General features: G+C 62.4%; 14 protein-coding genes. 9 read left to right on the top strand and 5 right to left on the bottom strand.

The genetic code is table 11. The features are described from left to right. Positions 1-237: 237 nt before the first annotated feature. The 4 genes from sdhC to WFJ47_RS06280 are packed head-to-tail and all read left to right on the top strand — an operon-like array spanning position 238 to position 3693. Positions 238-699 carry a succinate dehydrogenase, cytochrome b556 subunit gene (gene sdhC / locus WFJ47_RS06295; RefSeq protein WP_336761650.1) on the top strand — a complete coding sequence of 154 codons (462 nt, stop codon included), beginning with the start codon at positions 238-240 and terminating at the stop codon, positions 697-699. Next, positions 696-1103: a succinate dehydrogenase, hydrophobic membrane anchor protein gene (gene sdhD, locus WFJ47_RS06290; RefSeq protein ID WP_127103624.1), complete on the top strand. Its 408-nt coding sequence runs from the start codon at positions 696-698 to the stop codon at positions 1101-1103. Before sdhC ends, sdhD begins: the two co-directional genes overlap by 4 nt. After that, positions 1100-2902 (top strand): succinate dehydrogenase flavoprotein subunit, encoded by a 1803-nt coding sequence (gene sdhA, locus WFJ47_RS06285; RefSeq protein ID WP_336761648.1) that lies wholly within the window; start codon positions 1100-1102, stop codon positions 2900-2902. The genes sdhD and sdhA overlap by 4 nt, the downstream gene beginning before the upstream one ends. Before the next feature lie 11 nt (positions 2903-2913). Next, complete coding sequence (locus tag WFJ47_RS06280; protein ID WP_127103341.1) at positions 2914-3693, top strand: succinate dehydrogenase iron-sulfur subunit; 780 nt, start codon at positions 2914-2916, stop codon at positions 3691-3693. Between the two features lie 72 nt (positions 3694-3765). On the opposite strand, the gene WFJ47_RS06275 is transcribed toward WFJ47_RS06280, so the two are convergent. Continuing rightward, positions 3766-5052: an MFS transporter gene (locus tag WFJ47_RS06275; protein WP_336761645.1), complete on the bottom strand. Its 1287-nt coding sequence runs from the start codon at positions 5050-5052 to the stop codon at positions 3766-3768. Between the two features lie 203 nt (positions 5053-5255). After that, complete coding sequence (gene gmk, locus WFJ47_RS06270) at positions 5256-5894, bottom strand: guanylate kinase (RefSeq protein ID WP_127103339.1); 639 nt, start codon at positions 5892-5894, stop codon at positions 5256-5258. Between the two features lie 221 nt (positions 5895-6115). Here gmk and WFJ47_RS06265 point away from each other — a divergent pair, with 221 nt between their 5' ends. After that, positions 6116-7429, top strand: a complete 1314-nt coding sequence (locus tag WFJ47_RS06265; RefSeq protein WP_336761643.1) for a DUF1800 domain-containing protein — start codon at positions 6116-6118, stop codon at positions 7427-7429. Positions 7430-7432: 3 nt separating this feature from the next. Next, positions 7433-8680, top strand: a complete 1248-nt coding sequence (locus WFJ47_RS06260; protein ID WP_336761641.1) for a DUF1501 domain-containing protein — start codon at positions 7433-7435, stop codon at positions 8678-8680. A 16-nt stretch (positions 8681-8696) separates the two neighbouring features. Here WFJ47_RS06260 and WFJ47_RS06255 read toward each other — a convergent pair whose 3' ends face one another. After that, positions 8697-9761: an SDR family oxidoreductase gene (locus WFJ47_RS06255; RefSeq protein WP_336761639.1), complete on the bottom strand. Its 1065-nt coding sequence runs from the start codon at positions 9759-9761 to the stop codon at positions 8697-8699. Between the two features lie 99 nt (positions 9762-9860). Here WFJ47_RS06255 and WFJ47_RS06250 point away from each other — a divergent pair, with 99 nt between their 5' ends. Both WFJ47_RS06250 and WFJ47_RS06245 read left to right on the top strand, forming a co-directional pair. Continuing rightward, the gene (locus WFJ47_RS06250; protein WP_336761637.1) at positions 9861-10289 is read left to right on the top strand and encodes a helix-turn-helix domain-containing protein; all 429 of its coding nucleotides are present in this window, start codon (positions 9861-9863) and stop codon (positions 10287-10289) included. 86 nt (positions 10290-10375) lie between these two features. Continuing rightward, positions 10376-12787: a TonB-dependent receptor domain-containing protein gene (locus WFJ47_RS06245; protein ID WP_336761635.1), complete on the top strand. Its 2412-nt coding sequence runs from the start codon at positions 10376-10378 to the stop codon at positions 12785-12787. A gap of 52 nt (positions 12788-12839) precedes the next feature. Here the strand turns inward: WFJ47_RS06245 and WFJ47_RS06240 are convergent, their stop codons facing one another. Both WFJ47_RS06240 and WFJ47_RS06235 read right to left on the bottom strand, forming a co-directional pair. After that, positions 12840-13823: an aldo/keto reductase gene (locus tag WFJ47_RS06240; protein ID WP_336761633.1), complete on the bottom strand. Its 984-nt coding sequence runs from the start codon at positions 13821-13823 to the stop codon at positions 12840-12842. A 79-nt stretch (positions 13824-13902) separates the two neighbouring features. After that, positions 13903-14292, bottom strand: coding sequence for a cupin domain-containing protein (locus WFJ47_RS06235; protein ID WP_127103333.1), 390 nt, complete (start codon positions 14290-14292; stop codon positions 13903-13905). A gap of 112 nt (positions 14293-14404) precedes the next feature. Here WFJ47_RS06235 and WFJ47_RS06230 point away from each other — a divergent pair, with 112 nt between their 5' ends. Beyond that, on the top strand, positions 14405-15298 hold the full coding sequence (locus tag WFJ47_RS06230; RefSeq protein WP_127103332.1) for a LysR family transcriptional regulator: 894 nt from the start codon (positions 14405-14407) through the stop codon (positions 15296-15298). The last annotated feature ends 5 nt before the right edge of the window (positions 15299-15303 follow it).

Below are 15303 nucleotides of genomic sequence, written 5' to 3'. Positions count from 1 at the left end.
TCATGTGACATGACACGGAATTCTGTTCTCGTCCTATCACGCGATAAGCGCGAGCGCGCCCCTTTAAAAACGTCACGCCTTGGTGAGGAACAGGCGCTGCAAGGCCAGGCGGGATGTTACATACAAGACGAAATCAGTGCCGATTCTCACATCAATATGCACATGACGCGCCATAGGAATGCGACTATGTGGGTTATGTATCGCATAGCCCGAAGCACAGAATTCCGAGGTATCGCCATGGCTTCCGACGGACGCGAAGCGTTCTATCACGGCACCGACACTGATGGGCGGGCCATTCGACGTCCCATGTCGCCGCATCTGGATATTTATCGTTTCCGCCTTTCCATGGCGCTTTCGATCGGCAATCGCATGGCGGGCGTCGCCTCGTCTCTCGGCGCTGGTCTGGCGGTCGCCTGGCTGGCTGCCCTCGCCCAGGGCCCGCGCGCTTTTGCCCGCGCCCAACGCGTCGCGACGCACCCGCTCGGGCGCCTGATCTTTCTCGGCTGGGGCGTTGCCACGCTCTATCATTTCATCGCCAGCATCCGCCATCTGATCTGGGATAGCGGTGCGCGCTTCGAGAAGAAGGAAATCGACGAGGATGGCAAACGCTCGGTCTTCGTGACCGCCGGGCTGTCGCTCACGCTGGCCACCGCCTTTGTCGCCCTCTCCCGTCGCCGCAGCAAGGGAACACGCGCATGAACCGCTCTTCCGACATGCGCACGCCTCTGGCGCGCGCCAAGGGGCTTGGGGGCATGGCCGATGGCGCCGAGCACTGGACCGCCGAGCGCATCTCGGCCGTGCTTCTTGGCCCGCTTTCCATCTGGGGTGTTGCCCAGATCCTCCGTCTCGCCGGGCGCGACCGCGAGGCCATTCTGGCCTGGGCGGGGCGTGTGCAGAATGCCGCCCCTCTGGGCCTGCTGATCGCGCTGACCGCGCGCCATGCCCAGCTTGGGCTTGAGGTCGTGGCTTCCGATTACTCGCGGGGCTGGCGGCGTTTCGGCCTGCGCCTGGTCATTCGTCTCAGCACCCTTCTTTTCGTGGCGCTCGGCTGTGCCTCGCTCGCCCGTATCCTCATCACCCGCCCAAAGGAGGGACGCTCATGAGCGCGGAATCCGCCAAGAAATACCGCATCGTCGATCACGCCTATGATGTCGTGGTGGTCGGTGCCGGGGGCTCGGGTCTGCGCGCCACGCTGGGCATGGGCGCAGGCGGTCTGCGCACGGCCTGCGTCACCAAGGTCTTCCCCACACGCAGCCATACCGTGGCGGCGCAGGGCGGAATTGGTGCCTCGCTGGGCAATATGTCCGAGGATAACTGGCGCTGGCACATGTACGACACCGTCAAGGGCTCGGATTGGCTGGGCGATCAGGACGCGATCGAGTTCATGTGCCGCGAGGCCGAAAGCGCCGTGATGGAGCTCGAGCATTTCGGCGTGCCCTTCTCGCGCACCGAAGATGGCAAGATCTATCAGCGTCCCTTCGGCGGCCATATGAGCGAGTATGGCAAGGCCCCGGTGGCCCGCGCCTGCGCCGCTGCCGATCGGACCGGCCACGCCATCCTGCATACGCTCTATCAGCAATGCCTGAAGCATCGGGTCGATTTCTACGTCGAGTATTACGTACTCGACCTGATCATGGATGATGAAGGCGTCTGTCGCGGCATCCTGGCCTGGTGCCTCGATGACGGCTCCATCCATCGCTTCAGCGCCAAGATGGTCGTGCTTGCAACCGGCGGTTACGGGCGTGCCTTCCAGAGCTGCACCTCGGCCCATTCCTGCACGGGCGATGGTGGCGGACTGGCCATGCGCGCCGGTGTGCCGACACAGGACATGGAATTCGTCCAGTTTCACCCGACCGGTATTTTCCCGGCAGGATGTCTCCTGACGGAAGGCTGTCGCGGTGAAGGCGGGTATCTGACCAATTCCGAAGGCGAGCGCTTCATGGAGCGCTACGCGCCGACCGCCAAGGATCTGGCCTCGCGCGATGTCGTATCCCGCGCCATGACCATCGAGATCAATGAAGGCCGTGGCTGTGGTCCCAAAAAGGACCATATCATGCTGCATCTGGAGCATCTTGGCCCGGAATTGCTGCATCAGCGCCTGCCCGGCATTTCCGAAACCGCGCGTATCTTCGCAGGCGTAGATGTGACCAAGGAGCCCGCACCGGTTCTGCCGACGGTCCATTACAACATGGGCGGCGTGCCGACCAATCTGCATGGCGAAGTGCTCCGCCCCACGGCCGAGAATCCCGAAGCCGTCGTACCCGGCCTCATGGCCGTGGGCGAAGCCGCCTGCGTTTCCGTGCATGGTGCCAACCGTCTCGGCACAAATTCATTGCTCGATCTCATCGTCTTCGGTCGCGCAGCGGGCAAGCGCGCCGCCGAGATCATCGACCCGAACGTGCCCGTGCCGCCTTTGCCGAAAAATGCCGGAGAGGCCATTCTCGACGGCTTCGACAAAACACGCGAAGCTTCGGGAAAATTCACGGTGGCAGAGCTGCGCGAACGTCTGCAACGCATCATGCAGAGCCATGCAGCCGTCTTTCGCAACACGAAATCACTCGCCGAAGGCTGCGCGAAAATCCGCGAATTGTGGAAGGACGCCCAGCATATGGGGCTGGCCGATCGCTCTCTGATCTGGAACAGCGACCTGATGGAAGCGCTCGAATTCTCGAATTTGCTGGCCAATGCCACGGTCACCATCGAAAGTGCCCATGCGCGTCATGAAACACGCGGCGCCCATGCGCATGACGATTACCCCGAACGCGATGACGAGCACTGGATGAAACATACCGTCTCCTATCTCGATAAGGACGGTGCGGTGAGCCTGCTCTACCGGCCGGTGCGGATGCAGACCCTGACCAATGATGTCGAGGTTTTCCCGCCCAAGAAACGTGTTTACTGAGGAGCCTCACCATGGTTGAACTCCGCCTGCCCAAAAACAGCACGACCCGCCCCGGCAAATTCTATCCGGCTCCTGCCGAAGCCACGCGAAAGGCTACGTTTCAGGTCTATCGCTGGTCGCCCGATGACGAGTCCAATCCGAGCCTCGACAGCTACGAACTCGATCTCGACAAGGTCGGGCCGATGGTTCTGGATGCGCTGCTCTATATCAAGGACCATATCGACGCGACGCTGACCTTCCGGCGCTCCTGCCGCGAGGGGATCTGCGGGTCCTGCGCCATGAATATCGACGGCGAGAATACGCTGGCCTGCCTCAAGCCCATCAGTTCGATCAAGGGCACGGTCAGGATCAACCCGCTGCCGCACATGCCCGTGGTCAAGGATCTGGTGCCCAATCTGAATGGCGCCTATGCCCAGCTCGAATCCATTCAGCCCTGGCTGAAGAGTGACACCCCGCCGCCGCCCGATACCGAGCGCCTGCAGAGCGTGGAAGAGCGCGAGAAGCTCGACGGCATGTGGGAATGCATTTTGTGCTTCTGCTGCAGCACGTCCTGCCCGTCCTATTGGTGGAATGGCGACCGCTATCTCGGCCCGGCCACATTGCTCGCCGCCAATCGCTGGATCATGGACAGCCGCGACGACCATACGGGCGAACGTCTGGAAGCCCTGGACGATTCCATGAAGCTCTATGGCTGCCGCACCATCATGAACTGCACCCAGACCTGTCCCAAGGGCCTGAACCCGGCCAAGGCCATCGCCAATATCAAGAAACTGCAGGTCGAGCGCGAATAGACGCAGCGCACTCGCTTCTGATCACAGAAAGGCCGGGAGGCTCTCCCGGCCTTTCTGTTTTTCCGGCGTTCTCTATTTTACGGAAGGCGGGCTGCGTTCGACATAGGGGCGCGAGACGATGGCCGCCACCAATCCGCAAAAGGCTGCCGCAGAAAGCCACAGGGCGGGCATTGCCCGGTCCTGCGTCTGCTCGATCAGCCAGGTACACACAGCAGGACTGAAGCCTCCGATACAGGTCGCCAGGCTATAGGCCAGAGAAAAGCCCGTGGTACGAATACGCGGCGGCACGATCTCGGTCAGCCAGACAATGGCGGCCCCGTTATAGGCGCTGTAAAGCGCGGCCAATATGAGCTCGACGGTCAGCAACCTGCCAAAATCCGGCGCCGCCACCAGCCAGCGCATAAGAGGCCAGGCAACGCAGATGACGAGCGCCGTCGCGCTGACCAGCAGTTTCTTGCGTCCGATCCGGTCGGAGACGTAGCCGAAAACCGGCACCAGAATCAGATTGGCAAGACCTGCGCAGAGCGTGACCAGCAACGCATCCTGCCGACCGAGATGCAGGATGCGCGAGCCGAAGGCCGGGCAATAAGCCGTGATGACGTAGAAGGAGACCGTACTCATCACGCCGGTCAGGATGCCGATCAGACCGACATACCAGTTACGGATCAGGGAGAGGACAATCTCGCGCAGATCGGGATGAGTGGTCTGAGATTCGAAGGCTTCGGTTTCCTGCAGGTTGCGACGCAGGAACAGCAGAACAGGCACGATCAGACAGCCGAGAAAGAGCGGAATACGCCACCCCCATGCCGACATGACCGGACCGCCCAGCCAGGAAGTCAGGCCAAATCCAATGGCTGCAGCACCAACCACGGCCAATTGGATGGAGGCAGATTGGAAGGCAACGATGAACCCCCTGTTTTTATCCGTCGCAATCTCTGAGAGATACACCGAGCTCGACCCGACCTCGACCCCGGCCGAGAATCCCTGGATCAGACGTCCGAGCAGCACCAGTACAGGTGCGAGCATGCCGATCGTCTCATAACCGGGCGTCAGGGCGAGCGTCATGGTACCGATGGCCATGAGGGTGAGCGTCAGGATCAGCCCTTTTCGCCGCCCGATACGATCGACATAGGCGCCCAGTACGAGCGCACCGAGAGGACGCATCAGAAACCCTGCGCCGAAAGTCGCAAAGGACGACATCAACTCGGCCTGCGCATTGCCTGACGGAAAAAACGCCCTGCCGATATCGGCCGCGTAATAGCCGAACACCATGAAATCGTACATTTCGAGCATGTTGCCGCTCGCAACCTGTCCGATCGCCTTGGCAAGACGAACGCGCGATACCTGCCCGGTACTCATGATGTTACTTCATTCATGGTGTGCATTCGCTCTCTCGTTACCTGCTACAGGAATCCCCTTTACTCCGGCGAAACGGAGTCAGGACATAACCCAGCTTACAGGCAAGACGAGGAAAGACGAAATAATCCCATCCAAGATATCGTGAGTCCTTTTCTCAGGAGAAGTCTCACGCGGGAAAGCATCAAAGCCTGAATGCGGCGCATTCAGGTGGGTCTATGCGCCTCGTATTCGGTCATCAACGCCGCCAGACCATGCTGGCGCTTCGTCTTGAGCCGGGCAGCCACCAGAATTGCCTGCGCCTCGCGCACGGCGCGGTCCAGTTCGGCATTGATGATCACATGATCAAATTCGCTCCAATGCGAGATCTCGGCCAGAGCCGCACCCATGCGCTTGTCGATTTCCGACTCCGCATCGGAAGCCCGTGAACGCAGACGCCGGTCGAGTTCCTTCATCGAAGGGGGCAGCACGAACAGGCTCACAACATCATCGGGCAAGGCATCACGCAGCAGCCTGTGCCCCTGCCAATCGATATCGAACACCATGTCCCGCCCGGCGGCGAGTGCCGCCTCGACCGGCGCACGCGGCGTGCCATAGCCGCGCCCGAAGACCTCGGCCCATTCCAGCAATTCCCCTGCGGCAGCCATGTCACGAAACTGCTCCATGGTGCGGAAATGGTAGTGCACGCCCTCTTTCTCGCCAGGGCGCGGCGCACGCGTGGTGACCGACACGGAATGAACAAGACTTGAATCACCGGCGCGCAGCGCATTGGCGATGGTCGATTTCCCAGCGCCAGAGGGGGCCGAAATCACGAGGCAGACGCCACGTCTTGCTACGGTCGTCATGTCACTCTCCCATCCAGGCTTGATCGACTGCGCTGAGCCATAGCGGGTCGGGCCGGATTTGGGAACATGGGAGCGGCTGGGGCTCAGAGAAGATGGGCGCCAATTAACGTTACATCCCGGCTCTCTTTCCGCCATAAAGCGCATACACAGTTTGATACGATCAGGGCTCTTCAAGCCTCGATCCCCGGTTGCGCCACCCATGCCAGTGAGGCGGAGGCATCATGCAGGTCGTCGATGTGCAGAACAGGTTCGGCTGGGGTGCCCGCCCCGATGAAGCCCCTCCCCGTGAATGGCGTGCATGGCTTGCCGGGCAGATCGAAGGGCCGGACCAAGTCCTGTTTGAGGGGGTCGGTCCAAGTGCCGAAGGCCTCATAGCCTTGCGCAGCCAGAGACAGGACAAGCTGCGTGGCAACCCGCTGGTCAAGCCCATACTCAAGGCAGAACTAACCACGCAGCTTGGCGCCGTGCTGGAAAGCCCACAACCATTTCGCGAGAGACTGGCCTGGTTCTGGTTCAACCACTTCACGGTCAGCCTGAAACAGGATCGGGTCAAATCCGTCGCGGGGGCCTATATGCGCGAGGCCATACGCCCCCATGTCACAGGGCGCTTCGTCGACATGCTTGTGGCAGTGATGCGCCATCCGGCCATGCTGATGTATCTCGACAATGTCGCCTCGGTGGGACCGCAGAGCCCAGCCGGCTTGCGTCAGAACCGGGGTCTCAATGAAAACCTCGCGCGTGAATGTCTGGAGCTGCACACGGTGTCGCCCGCGTCCGGGTATACCCAGGCAGATGTCACCTCATTTGCCGCAATCCTGACCGGATGGGGCGTGGACATGAAGGCCGACACCCCTGGCTTCCGCTTCAATCCGCGTGCCCACCAGCCGGGTGACAAATCCCTCATGGGACAAAGTTTTCCCGAGGGTGAGGAAGGCGGCGTGGCGGCGCTGGCCTTTCTCGGCACCCACCCTGCCACGTATCGTCACATCGCGACGCAAATGCTCCGCCACTTCCTGACCGATACGCCCAACCCCGGCCACGTCGCCGCGCTCACCGCGGCATTACAGCGCAGCGACGGCAGTCTTCTTGCCGCCACCCATGCGCTGATCGAGTGTGCAGCCACCGTACCGGCCGGGACGAAGCTGCGCACCCCCATGGAATATGCGGCGGCGGCCCTGCGGGCATCCGGAATCGGAAATGCCCTGGATGGTCAGGCCGCGAATGCCCCACACCCGCCCGCTCTGGTTCTGGCCTCGGCCTGTAGCGCGCTGGGCCAGCCCGTCTGGACCGCCCCCATGCCCAATGGATGGAGCAATCTCGCCTCGGACTGGTCGGCGCCTTCGGACATGCTGGCGCGCACCGACTGGGCCTATCGTCTGGCGGGCGGGCTGCATGACGCCAATCCCGAAGAACTGGCCCAGACCGCTCTTGGCAGCGCACTCCGCCCCGCCACGCGGCTGGCCATGCAGCATGCCGGCTCGCGGCGCGATGCGCTCACTTTGCTTTTCTCTTCACCCGAATTCCAGAGGCGTTGACCCATGATGCTTCGTCGTCGCTCTGCCCTGCTCGGTCTGGCTGCAAGCTGGACCCTCGGTCGCTCCTCCCTTGCACTGGCCGCCCCCTCCCTGCGCCGGGACGATCCACGCTTCGTGGTCATCCTGATGCGCGGCGCACTGGATGGCATGGCTGCGGTGACGCCTTACGGCGATCCAGGGCTCATGGCCCTTAGGCGTGCCCTCGTCTTGCCCGAGCCCGGTCAGGACGGGGGGCTGCTCGATCTGGGCGGGTATTTCGGTCTGCACCCTGCATTGGCGGGGCTGCATACGCTTTATGGCCAGGGGCAGATGCTTCCCGTCCATGCGGTGGCCGCGCCCTATCGCACGCGCTCGCATTTCGACGCCCAGGATTATCTGGAGAGCGGTGCCGATCATCGACTGACGAGCGGCTGGCTCAACCGCGCCGTCTCGGCCCTGCCGGGGCAGAATGCCCGTCCGGAAGGGCTGGGTCTGGCCCTCGGTCTCGATGTACCGCTCCTGCTCCGCGGCCCGGCGCGGATCGGCAGCTATGCCCCGGCTGGAAGCCAGCACCCGAGCGATGCGCTGTACCAGCAGATCGCCCAGCTCAACACGCATGACCCCCTGACCGGTCCCGCCTTTCGTAACGGATTGCAGGCGCGAGGCTTTTCGGACACGGCTCTGGCGACAGCGCCGGGCGAGAGCGCCGCCATGACGGGTGCTCCCGGTCCGGGCGGTGCACCTTCCTTGACTCAAGCTAATAATAGGCAGGACGGGTTTACCCGCCTCGCCTCGGCAGCGGGGGTGATGCTCGCCCAGCCCGACGGACCGCGCGTGGCGGCGCTGGAGATCGGCGGCTGGGACACCCATGCCGGGCAGATCGCCGCGCTTCGCTCGCCGCTGTCGCGCCTCGATGCCGGTATCGAGGCGCTCCGTGACGGGCTGGGCAACGCGTGGTCGCATAGCGTGGTTCTGGCCATGACCGAATTCGGGCGCACGGCGCGCATGAACGGCACCGGCGGCACCGATCATGGCACAGGCGCCGTGGCCTTTCTCGCAGGGGGCGCAGTGAAAGGGGGACGCGTGGCCGGGACCTGGCCAGGGCTGCGCCAAAGCCAGCTATTCGACAATCGCGACCTTGCCCCCACCACCGATCTGCGCAGTGTGATCGCCTCGGTGCTCTGCGATCACCTGCATATGCCGCGCTCTGCCCTCGGCCGGGTCTTCCCCGACGGCGCCCCGTCGCTTCAGGCGGGTCTTGTCGCCGCCTGAGCAACGCCCGCGACGATCAGGGGATGATCTTGCGTGCACGCAGCAGGGAGAAGAGATCGCCAAACGAGTCCCGCGTGTCACGATATCCCGTAAAGCCGAATGCCCGGCTCTTGCCCATATCCGTCACACATTCCACGGGTCGGCCCAGATCGGCATCGGTATGCCAGGGCGACGCCACGCGGCCGAGATTGCTCTCTGCAAGACCATGACGCTGCGCCAACTCGGCCCAGACTCCCTCTTTCCCGGCCAGCATAGCCTCGAGTGAGCTCGCCTGGCCCGGATAGGGCGCGGCCTCGATGCCGAACCAGGCGGCGATCTCAGACCAGAGCGTACTCCAGCGGAACACATCGCCATTGACGATATTGAACGCCTCATTTCGACCCGCCGGGCTGGTTGCCGCCCAGTGGATCTGATGCGCGAGTTGGCGCGCATCGGTCACATCGGTCAGGGCGGACCATTGGACGGGCGAGCCCGGAAACACGAAGGGCATGCCGGTTTCGCGGCAGAGCGACGCATAGACGGCCAGTGTCGTGCCCATATTCATCAGATTGCCCAGAGCAAAGCCGATGACCGTATGAGGCCGATGGACTGACCAGGCAAAACCATGACGCGCCGCCGCGTCGAACAGCACATCCTCCTGGGCGTAGTAGAAATTCTCACCGTCCAGACGCCCCATGCTTTCCCGGAACGGCGTGACCGGCGGCGCCCCTTTGGCATAGGCGTCGAACGGGCCGAGATAATGCTTGAGACCGGTGACGAGGCTGGCATGGACCAGCTTTTCTGGATGGGGCAAGGCCTCGAACACGTTGCGGAGCATGGCCGCATTGGCAATGCAGTTCTCGCGTTCGGTGTCGCGCCGTGTCCAGGTGGTGAAGAACACATGGCTCGGTGTCAGCCCGGCAAGGGCCTCACGCAGCGAGGCAGGATCGAGCGTGTCGGCCTGCACCGGCAGGATCGTATCAGGCAGCGATTCCACACGGCGCGCGAGCCCGTGAACGGTCCAGCCTTCCGCCAGCAACCGGTTGGCGAGATTTTGTCCGACAAGACCCGTCGCACCGATGATCAGGGCAGTCTGGGGCATGATGGCCTCCTTTTCTCAATTGTGCTGGTGAAACTGGCCATAACCGCTCAGAAAGGACAATCCGGCACTATTTTGTGCCCTGGGTACCAAAAGGGAACCATGATGGCCGATTGCATCCTGCCTGCCGAAAACGACGCCGATCATCCCGTAATCGCGTCGTCGGACCTGCCCGCTCTGCCTGAAGCTCTGAAACAGGCCCCTTTCACCGAAGATTGCGCGCCACGCCGCCTTCTGCGCCTCTTCTCCGGCAAATGGATCACCATGATCCTGCACGCCATCCATCTGATGGGGGGCAGCGCCCGGCCCGGCGCGCTCCAGCGCAACATCCCCGGCCTGTCGAAAAAGATGATGACCCAGACCCTGCGTGAATTGCAGGAGCGTGGGCTGATTGCACGGGTAGTACTCGAAATCATGCCCCCCCGCGTCGAATACCGCCTGACCCCGCTCGGCCAACGCTTCATCGAGCCGATCGAGTTGCTCTATCGTTGGGGCGCCCATCACGCGGATCTGCTGGACAAGCTCGGCTGAGGTTTCTCGGAAGTTTCACATTGTTTCTGCCCGCGTAACGATAAAGACCCGTTCGACCTTCACAACGATCCGGGCCTTGTCGTTTCATGCTTCGTCCATCCAGACTTGCCCTGCCCTGCTGCATCGCGCTCGCCGTCCTTTCCGCGCGCGGCGAGAGGGCGCTTGCACAAAGCGTGCCCTCTGCCCCCTCCGGCAAGGCGACGAAAAAGCCAGCATCTCACACCCCCCGCGCGCCATCGGCTTTCCGTGAGACCGACGCCGTCTCGAAGACGAACAGTGAGTCCATCGTCGTCGCGGAGAAACGCTCACGCTCCCAGCTAAGCGTGGGTCAGACCGCCATCAGCCGCCAACTGCCGGGCACCTCACCGCTTCAGGCCCTGCAAATCCTGCCGGGCGTGGTCTATACGACGGCCGATCCGTGGGGCGCGACGGAACAGAACGCCGCACTCTATATCCACGGTTTCGCGCAGAGCCAGCTCGGCTTCACCATGGACGGCATTCCTCTCGGCGATCAGACCTATAACAACTATAATGGCCTCTCGCCCCAGCGTGCCATCGCCAGCGAAAATGTCTCGCGCGTTTCTCTCTCCTCGGGTGCGGGCGATCTGAGCACGGCCTCGACCAGCAATCTGGGAGGGACGATCCAGACCCTGTCGAGCGATCCGCAGAAACAGCGCGGCGGCCAGATCGCGCAGAGCTTCGGCAGCTATGCAGCGTTTCGCACCTTCGTGCGCCTCGATACCGGGACGTTCGGCCATGAGAACCGGGCCTATATCAGCTATCTGCGTCAGGATGCCCGTGCCTGGGATTATCACGAGCATCAGGGCGGCCAGCAGGTCAATCTGAAGTTCCTGCATGATGGCAGGCGCGATCGGATCACGGTCTATCTGGATTGGATGGACAAGGCAGAGGGCAATGAAGACGCCGTGGTGCTTCCCTCCACGCTCTATACACGCCCCTCTTTCTATCCCGATCTCGACCAGGCCATGGCGTATCTCGATGCCAGTGGCGCGCCTCCCAAGGCAGCGGGGCTTAATTTCCGCGATTACGCCAGCACCGCGCTGCGTCAGGATTTCCTCGGCTATATTCGCGACGAGCACCATTTTTCCGACCGCCTGACGCTCACCACGACAGTTTATGGCCACCGGGACGCCTCGGCGGGTGTGGTCACGACGCCGATCGGCGCTTCCGGCATTTCGAAAATCCTGACCGCCTATTATCCGGGTCAGGACATACGCAGCCTGTTCGGCGGGTCCGGCTATACCAATCGCACCACCGAATACGGCATCACACGTGAAGGCGCGATGACGGCCCTCGCCTATCATCTGGGCCATCATGAAATCGAGCTTGGCGGCTGGTATGAGCGCAATGTGAACACGTTCGAACGGCGCTGGTATCCCTTCTCGGTGACAAACCCGCTCTCGCCGTACAAAAGACCCACTGACCCGCTGATCAACCAGTTTGCCAATGATTTCCAGACCAACACATTCCAGACCCATATCCAGGATCGCTGGGCCGTCACGCGGGCGCTGAGTCTTCAGGCCGGATTCAAATCGAGCCTGCAATATACCAATGGACGTCTCACCGTGCCGGGGCTCCCCGCCTCGCTGTCTCCTGCTGGCTCGACAACGGCGTCGGGCGGCCAGATCGACGCGACAGAGGCATTCCTGCCAAGCTTCGGAGCCGTCTGGCGACTCGGGCCGCATGACCAGCTCTTCGCCAATATCCAGAAGAACATGCGGGGCTATCAGGCGCTGGGCTATGGCTATGCCACACCCTGGGGCATCCCGAGCCAGGCCGGTTTCGAGAATTTCCGGCGTACGGGACACCCCGAGACGTCATGGACCTATGAAACGGGCTGGCGTTTCAATCATCCGCTCACCCGCTCGCCCGCCCTCAGCATCGATGGCCAGCTTTCCTATTATCATGTTGATTTTTCGAACCGTCTGCTCACGGTCAGTTCCTCGCCACAGATCACGAGCCTGACCGGTGCGGCATCGCTTCTGGAAAATGTGGGCGGCGTGACGACCAATGGCGCCGACGCCGAATTCACCCTGCATCTGCCCTGGCATCTCTCGCTCTACGACGCCGCCTCCTATAACCGCTCGACCTATGACAATAACTACCAGTCCGGCAGTGCCGTCGTGGCAACAGCGGGCAAATATGTGGTGGCGGTGCCGGAATGGATGAACAAGTTCATCTTCGCCTATAGTCATGACGGGTTTTATGCCCAGCTGACGGGCGATTATATCGGCAGGCGCTATGCCACCTATCTCAACGATCTCTCGGTCACGCCCATGACCCTGTTCGGCTTCAGCAGCGGCTACACGCTGCATCATCTGCCGGTTCTGCGCGATGCCAGCGTTCAGTTCACGATCACCAATCTGACGAATACGCGCAACTGGTCGACCATTCTGGCCACCAACGCCTCCAAGCAGTTCACCGCCTACCCGCAGGCGCCAAGACAGTTTTTCCTGACGTTCACAGGGCATTTCTAAGCGCCGGTCCTGCGCTGACGGGACCGGCATGCCCGGTCCCGAGAACAGAAAATCAGCGCCCGACCAGCGCCATGAGACTGGCGGGGTAGCGGTCACCCACCACATCGATCCAGGCGAGAGCCTCATCGATCGCAATGCGCTCATCAGAGGTGAGCGGATGGGCCGCACCGCCCAGATTCTCCTCCAGCCTTGTCAGACTGCGTGTACCGGGGATCGGCACGATCCAGGGTTTCTGCGCCAGCAACCATGCCAGGGCGATCTGTGCCGGCGTAGCCTGACGCTCAGCCGCAATGGTTTCGAGCCGAGCGATCAGAGCGCGATTGGCCTCCAGCGCCTCAGGCGCAAAGCGTGGCACACGCTTGCGAAAATCCTGGTCGCTGAATTGCGTGGCAGTATCGATCTTGCCGGTGAGGAACCCCTTGCCCAGCGGGCTGAACGGCACGAACCCAATCCCGAGTTCCTCGAGCAGCGGCAGGATTTCCTGCTCCGGCTCGCGCCACCAGAGCGAATACTCGCTTTGCAGCGCCGCCACGGGCTGCACCGCATGCGCCTTGCGAATGGACCCCGCCCCGGCTTCGGACAGGCCGAAATGACGGACCTTGCCCTCCCAGATGAGTTCCTTGACGGCACCGGCCACGTCTTCCATCGGCACGTCGGGATCGACGCGATGCTGATAGAACAGATCGATCACATCGGTACGCAGGCGCTTGAGAGATTCCTCGGCCACTTGTCGGATGCGCGATGGGTGGCTGTCCAGTCCATCAGCGGGACGCCCGTTGCGAAACCCGAATTTGGTGGCAATCACCACCTCCTTGCGAAAAGGCGCCAGCGCCTCACCCAGCAGGGTTTCATTGTCTCCCGGCCCATAGGCCTCGGCCGTGTCGAAGAACGTCACGCCACGTTCATAGGCCCCCCGCAGGAAAGCCACGGCGCGGTCATGCTCCTCGGCCGGCCCGTAGCCGAAGCTGAGCCCCATGCAGCCCAGACCGAGCGCCGAAACCTCGAGTCCGCCTTGTCCCAGAATACGCTGTTCCATGTCCTGTCTCCGTCTCACGGGTTCTTTGGGAGAGGCACGGGGCACCCGGCCTCTCTAATCGCTGGCTACGGCGTCGCGCTCAGCGGCTGTATTCCGTGTCGCTCACCTTCTCCAGCCAGGTGGTCGAAACACCCTCCACGCTCTCGGTGATGGCGATATGGCTCATCGCGCACTGGCTCGAAGCGCCATGCCAGTGCTTTTCTCCCGGTTCGAAAAAAACGATATCACCGGGACGCACTTCGTTGACTGCCTCACCGTCGCGCTGCACCCATCCCAGTCCGGAGACGATGAGAATGGTCTGCCCGGCCGGATGACTGTGCCATGCCGTGCGTGCGCCAGGCTCGAATGTGACCGTGGCGCAGGCCAACGCCCCACTGCCGGTAAAGGGCGCATCGACGCGGACCCTGCCAGTGAACCATTCTTCCTTGCCCTGAACCGAGGCCGTGCTTCCTGCGCGTGTGATTTTCATCGTCGTCACTCCTGTTGCTCTGGCCCCAAGGGCCGTTTTTCCTACAAAACCATTCTCGCCATTCTGCGATAAGCGCCTATATTCGGCACGCAGCCATATCGGGAATTCATCAATGCGCCGCGACGAGCTGGTCGATCTGAACGCCTTTCTTGCCGTTGCGGAGGAGCAGAGTTTCACCCGCGCCGCGGCCCGGCTCGGCACCTCGCAATCAGCCCTGAGTCATACCGTCAGACGCCTTGAAACCCGTCTTGGCGTGCGCCTGCTGACCCGCACCACGCGACGCGTCTCTGCAACCGAGGCCGGTGAGCGCCTGCTTCAGACCCTGGTTCCCGCGCTCGACAGCATTGCGGGTGAAATCGCCTCACTGAGCGAACTTTCCGAGCGTCCGTCAGGGACAATCAGACTGACCGCCTCCGAACATGCTGCCCAGACCCTGATCTGGCCCGCGTTGAAACGCCTCTTGCCGGATTACCCCGATATCGAGGTCGAACTCGCCATCGATTCCGGCCTGACCGATATCGTGGCAGAACGCTTCGATGCGGGCGTAAGGCTGGAGGAGACGATCGCGCGGGATATGATCGCCGTGCCGATTGGACCGCCGCTACGCATGGCGGTCGTGGGCGCGCCCGACTATTTTGCACGCTACCCGTGCCCACGGTCGCCGCAGGATCTTTCCGCCCACCAGTGCCTCAAGCTGCGCATGTCCAGTTCTGGCGCCATCTATGCCTGGGAACTGGAAAAAGGACGACGCAGTCTGCGCGTACGCCCTGAAGGCCCCCTGACAATCAATAACGCCGCCATGCTTCGCCAGGCCGCGCTCGATGGATTTGGTCTTGCCTGCGTGATGGAAGACCAGATCATGGACCATGTGGCGGCTGGAAGGCTCGTGCGCGTGCTGGAGGATTGGTGCCCCCCCTTCCCCGGTTACCATCTCTATTACCCGAGCCGACGCAATGCCTCGGCCGCGTTTCGCATTCTCGTCGAGGCCCTGCGCTATCGCGGCTGATCCCC

Origin of the sequence: Asaia sp. VD9 (genome assembly GCF_037150015.1) — a bacterium.
In the GTDB taxonomy this organism is placed as follows: Bacteria; Pseudomonadota; Alphaproteobacteria; order Acetobacterales; family Acetobacteraceae; genus Asaia.
The sequence above is the reverse complement of the archived record's forward strand: the minus strand, read 5'-3'. Positions and strand labels throughout refer to the sequence as shown.

Bases quoted from the DNA above. Each gene is read 5' to 3' on its own strand.
- sdhC (WP_336761650.1), top strand. From the start codon at position 238: ATGGCTTCCGACGGACGCGAAGCGTTCTATCACGGCACCGACACTGAT.
- sdhD (WP_127103624.1), top strand. From the start codon at position 696: ATGAACCGCTCTTCCGACATGCGCACGCCTCTGGCGCGCGCCAAGGGG.
- sdhA (WP_336761648.1), top strand. From the start codon at position 1,100: ATGAGCGCGGAATCCGCCAAGAAATACCGCATCGTCGATCACGCCTAT.
- WFJ47_RS06280 (WP_127103341.1), top strand. From the start codon at position 2,914: ATGGTTGAACTCCGCCTGCCCAAAAACAGCACGACCCGCCCCGGCAAA.
- WFJ47_RS06275 (WP_336761645.1), bottom strand. From the start codon at position 5,052: ATGAGTACCGGGCAGGTATCGCGCGTTCGTCTTGCCAAGGCGATCGGA.
- gmk (WP_127103339.1), bottom strand. From the start codon at position 5,894: ATGACGACCGTAGCAAGACGTGGCGTCTGCCTCGTGATTTCGGCCCCC.
- WFJ47_RS06265 (WP_336761643.1), top strand. From the start codon at position 6,116: ATGCAGGTCGTCGATGTGCAGAACAGGTTCGGCTGGGGTGCCCGCCCC.
- WFJ47_RS06260 (WP_336761641.1), top strand. From the start codon at position 7,433: ATGATGCTTCGTCGTCGCTCTGCCCTGCTCGGTCTGGCTGCAAGCTGG.
- WFJ47_RS06255 (WP_336761639.1), bottom strand. From the start codon at position 9,761: ATGCCCCAGACTGCCCTGATCATCGGTGCGACGGGTCTTGTCGGACAA.
- WFJ47_RS06250 (WP_336761637.1), top strand. From the start codon at position 9,861: ATGATGGCCGATTGCATCCTGCCTGCCGAAAACGACGCCGATCATCCC.
- WFJ47_RS06245 (WP_336761635.1), top strand. From the start codon at position 10,376: ATGCTTCGTCCATCCAGACTTGCCCTGCCCTGCTGCATCGCGCTCGCC.
- WFJ47_RS06240 (WP_336761633.1), bottom strand. From the start codon at position 13,823: ATGGAACAGCGTATTCTGGGACAAGGCGGACTCGAGGTTTCGGCGCTC.
- WFJ47_RS06235 (WP_127103333.1), bottom strand. From the start codon at position 14,292: ATGAAAATCACACGCGCAGGAAGCACGGCCTCGGTTCAGGGCAAGGAA.
- WFJ47_RS06230 (WP_127103332.1), top strand. From the start codon at position 14,405: ATGCGCCGCGACGAGCTGGTCGATCTGAACGCCTTTCTTGCCGTTGCG.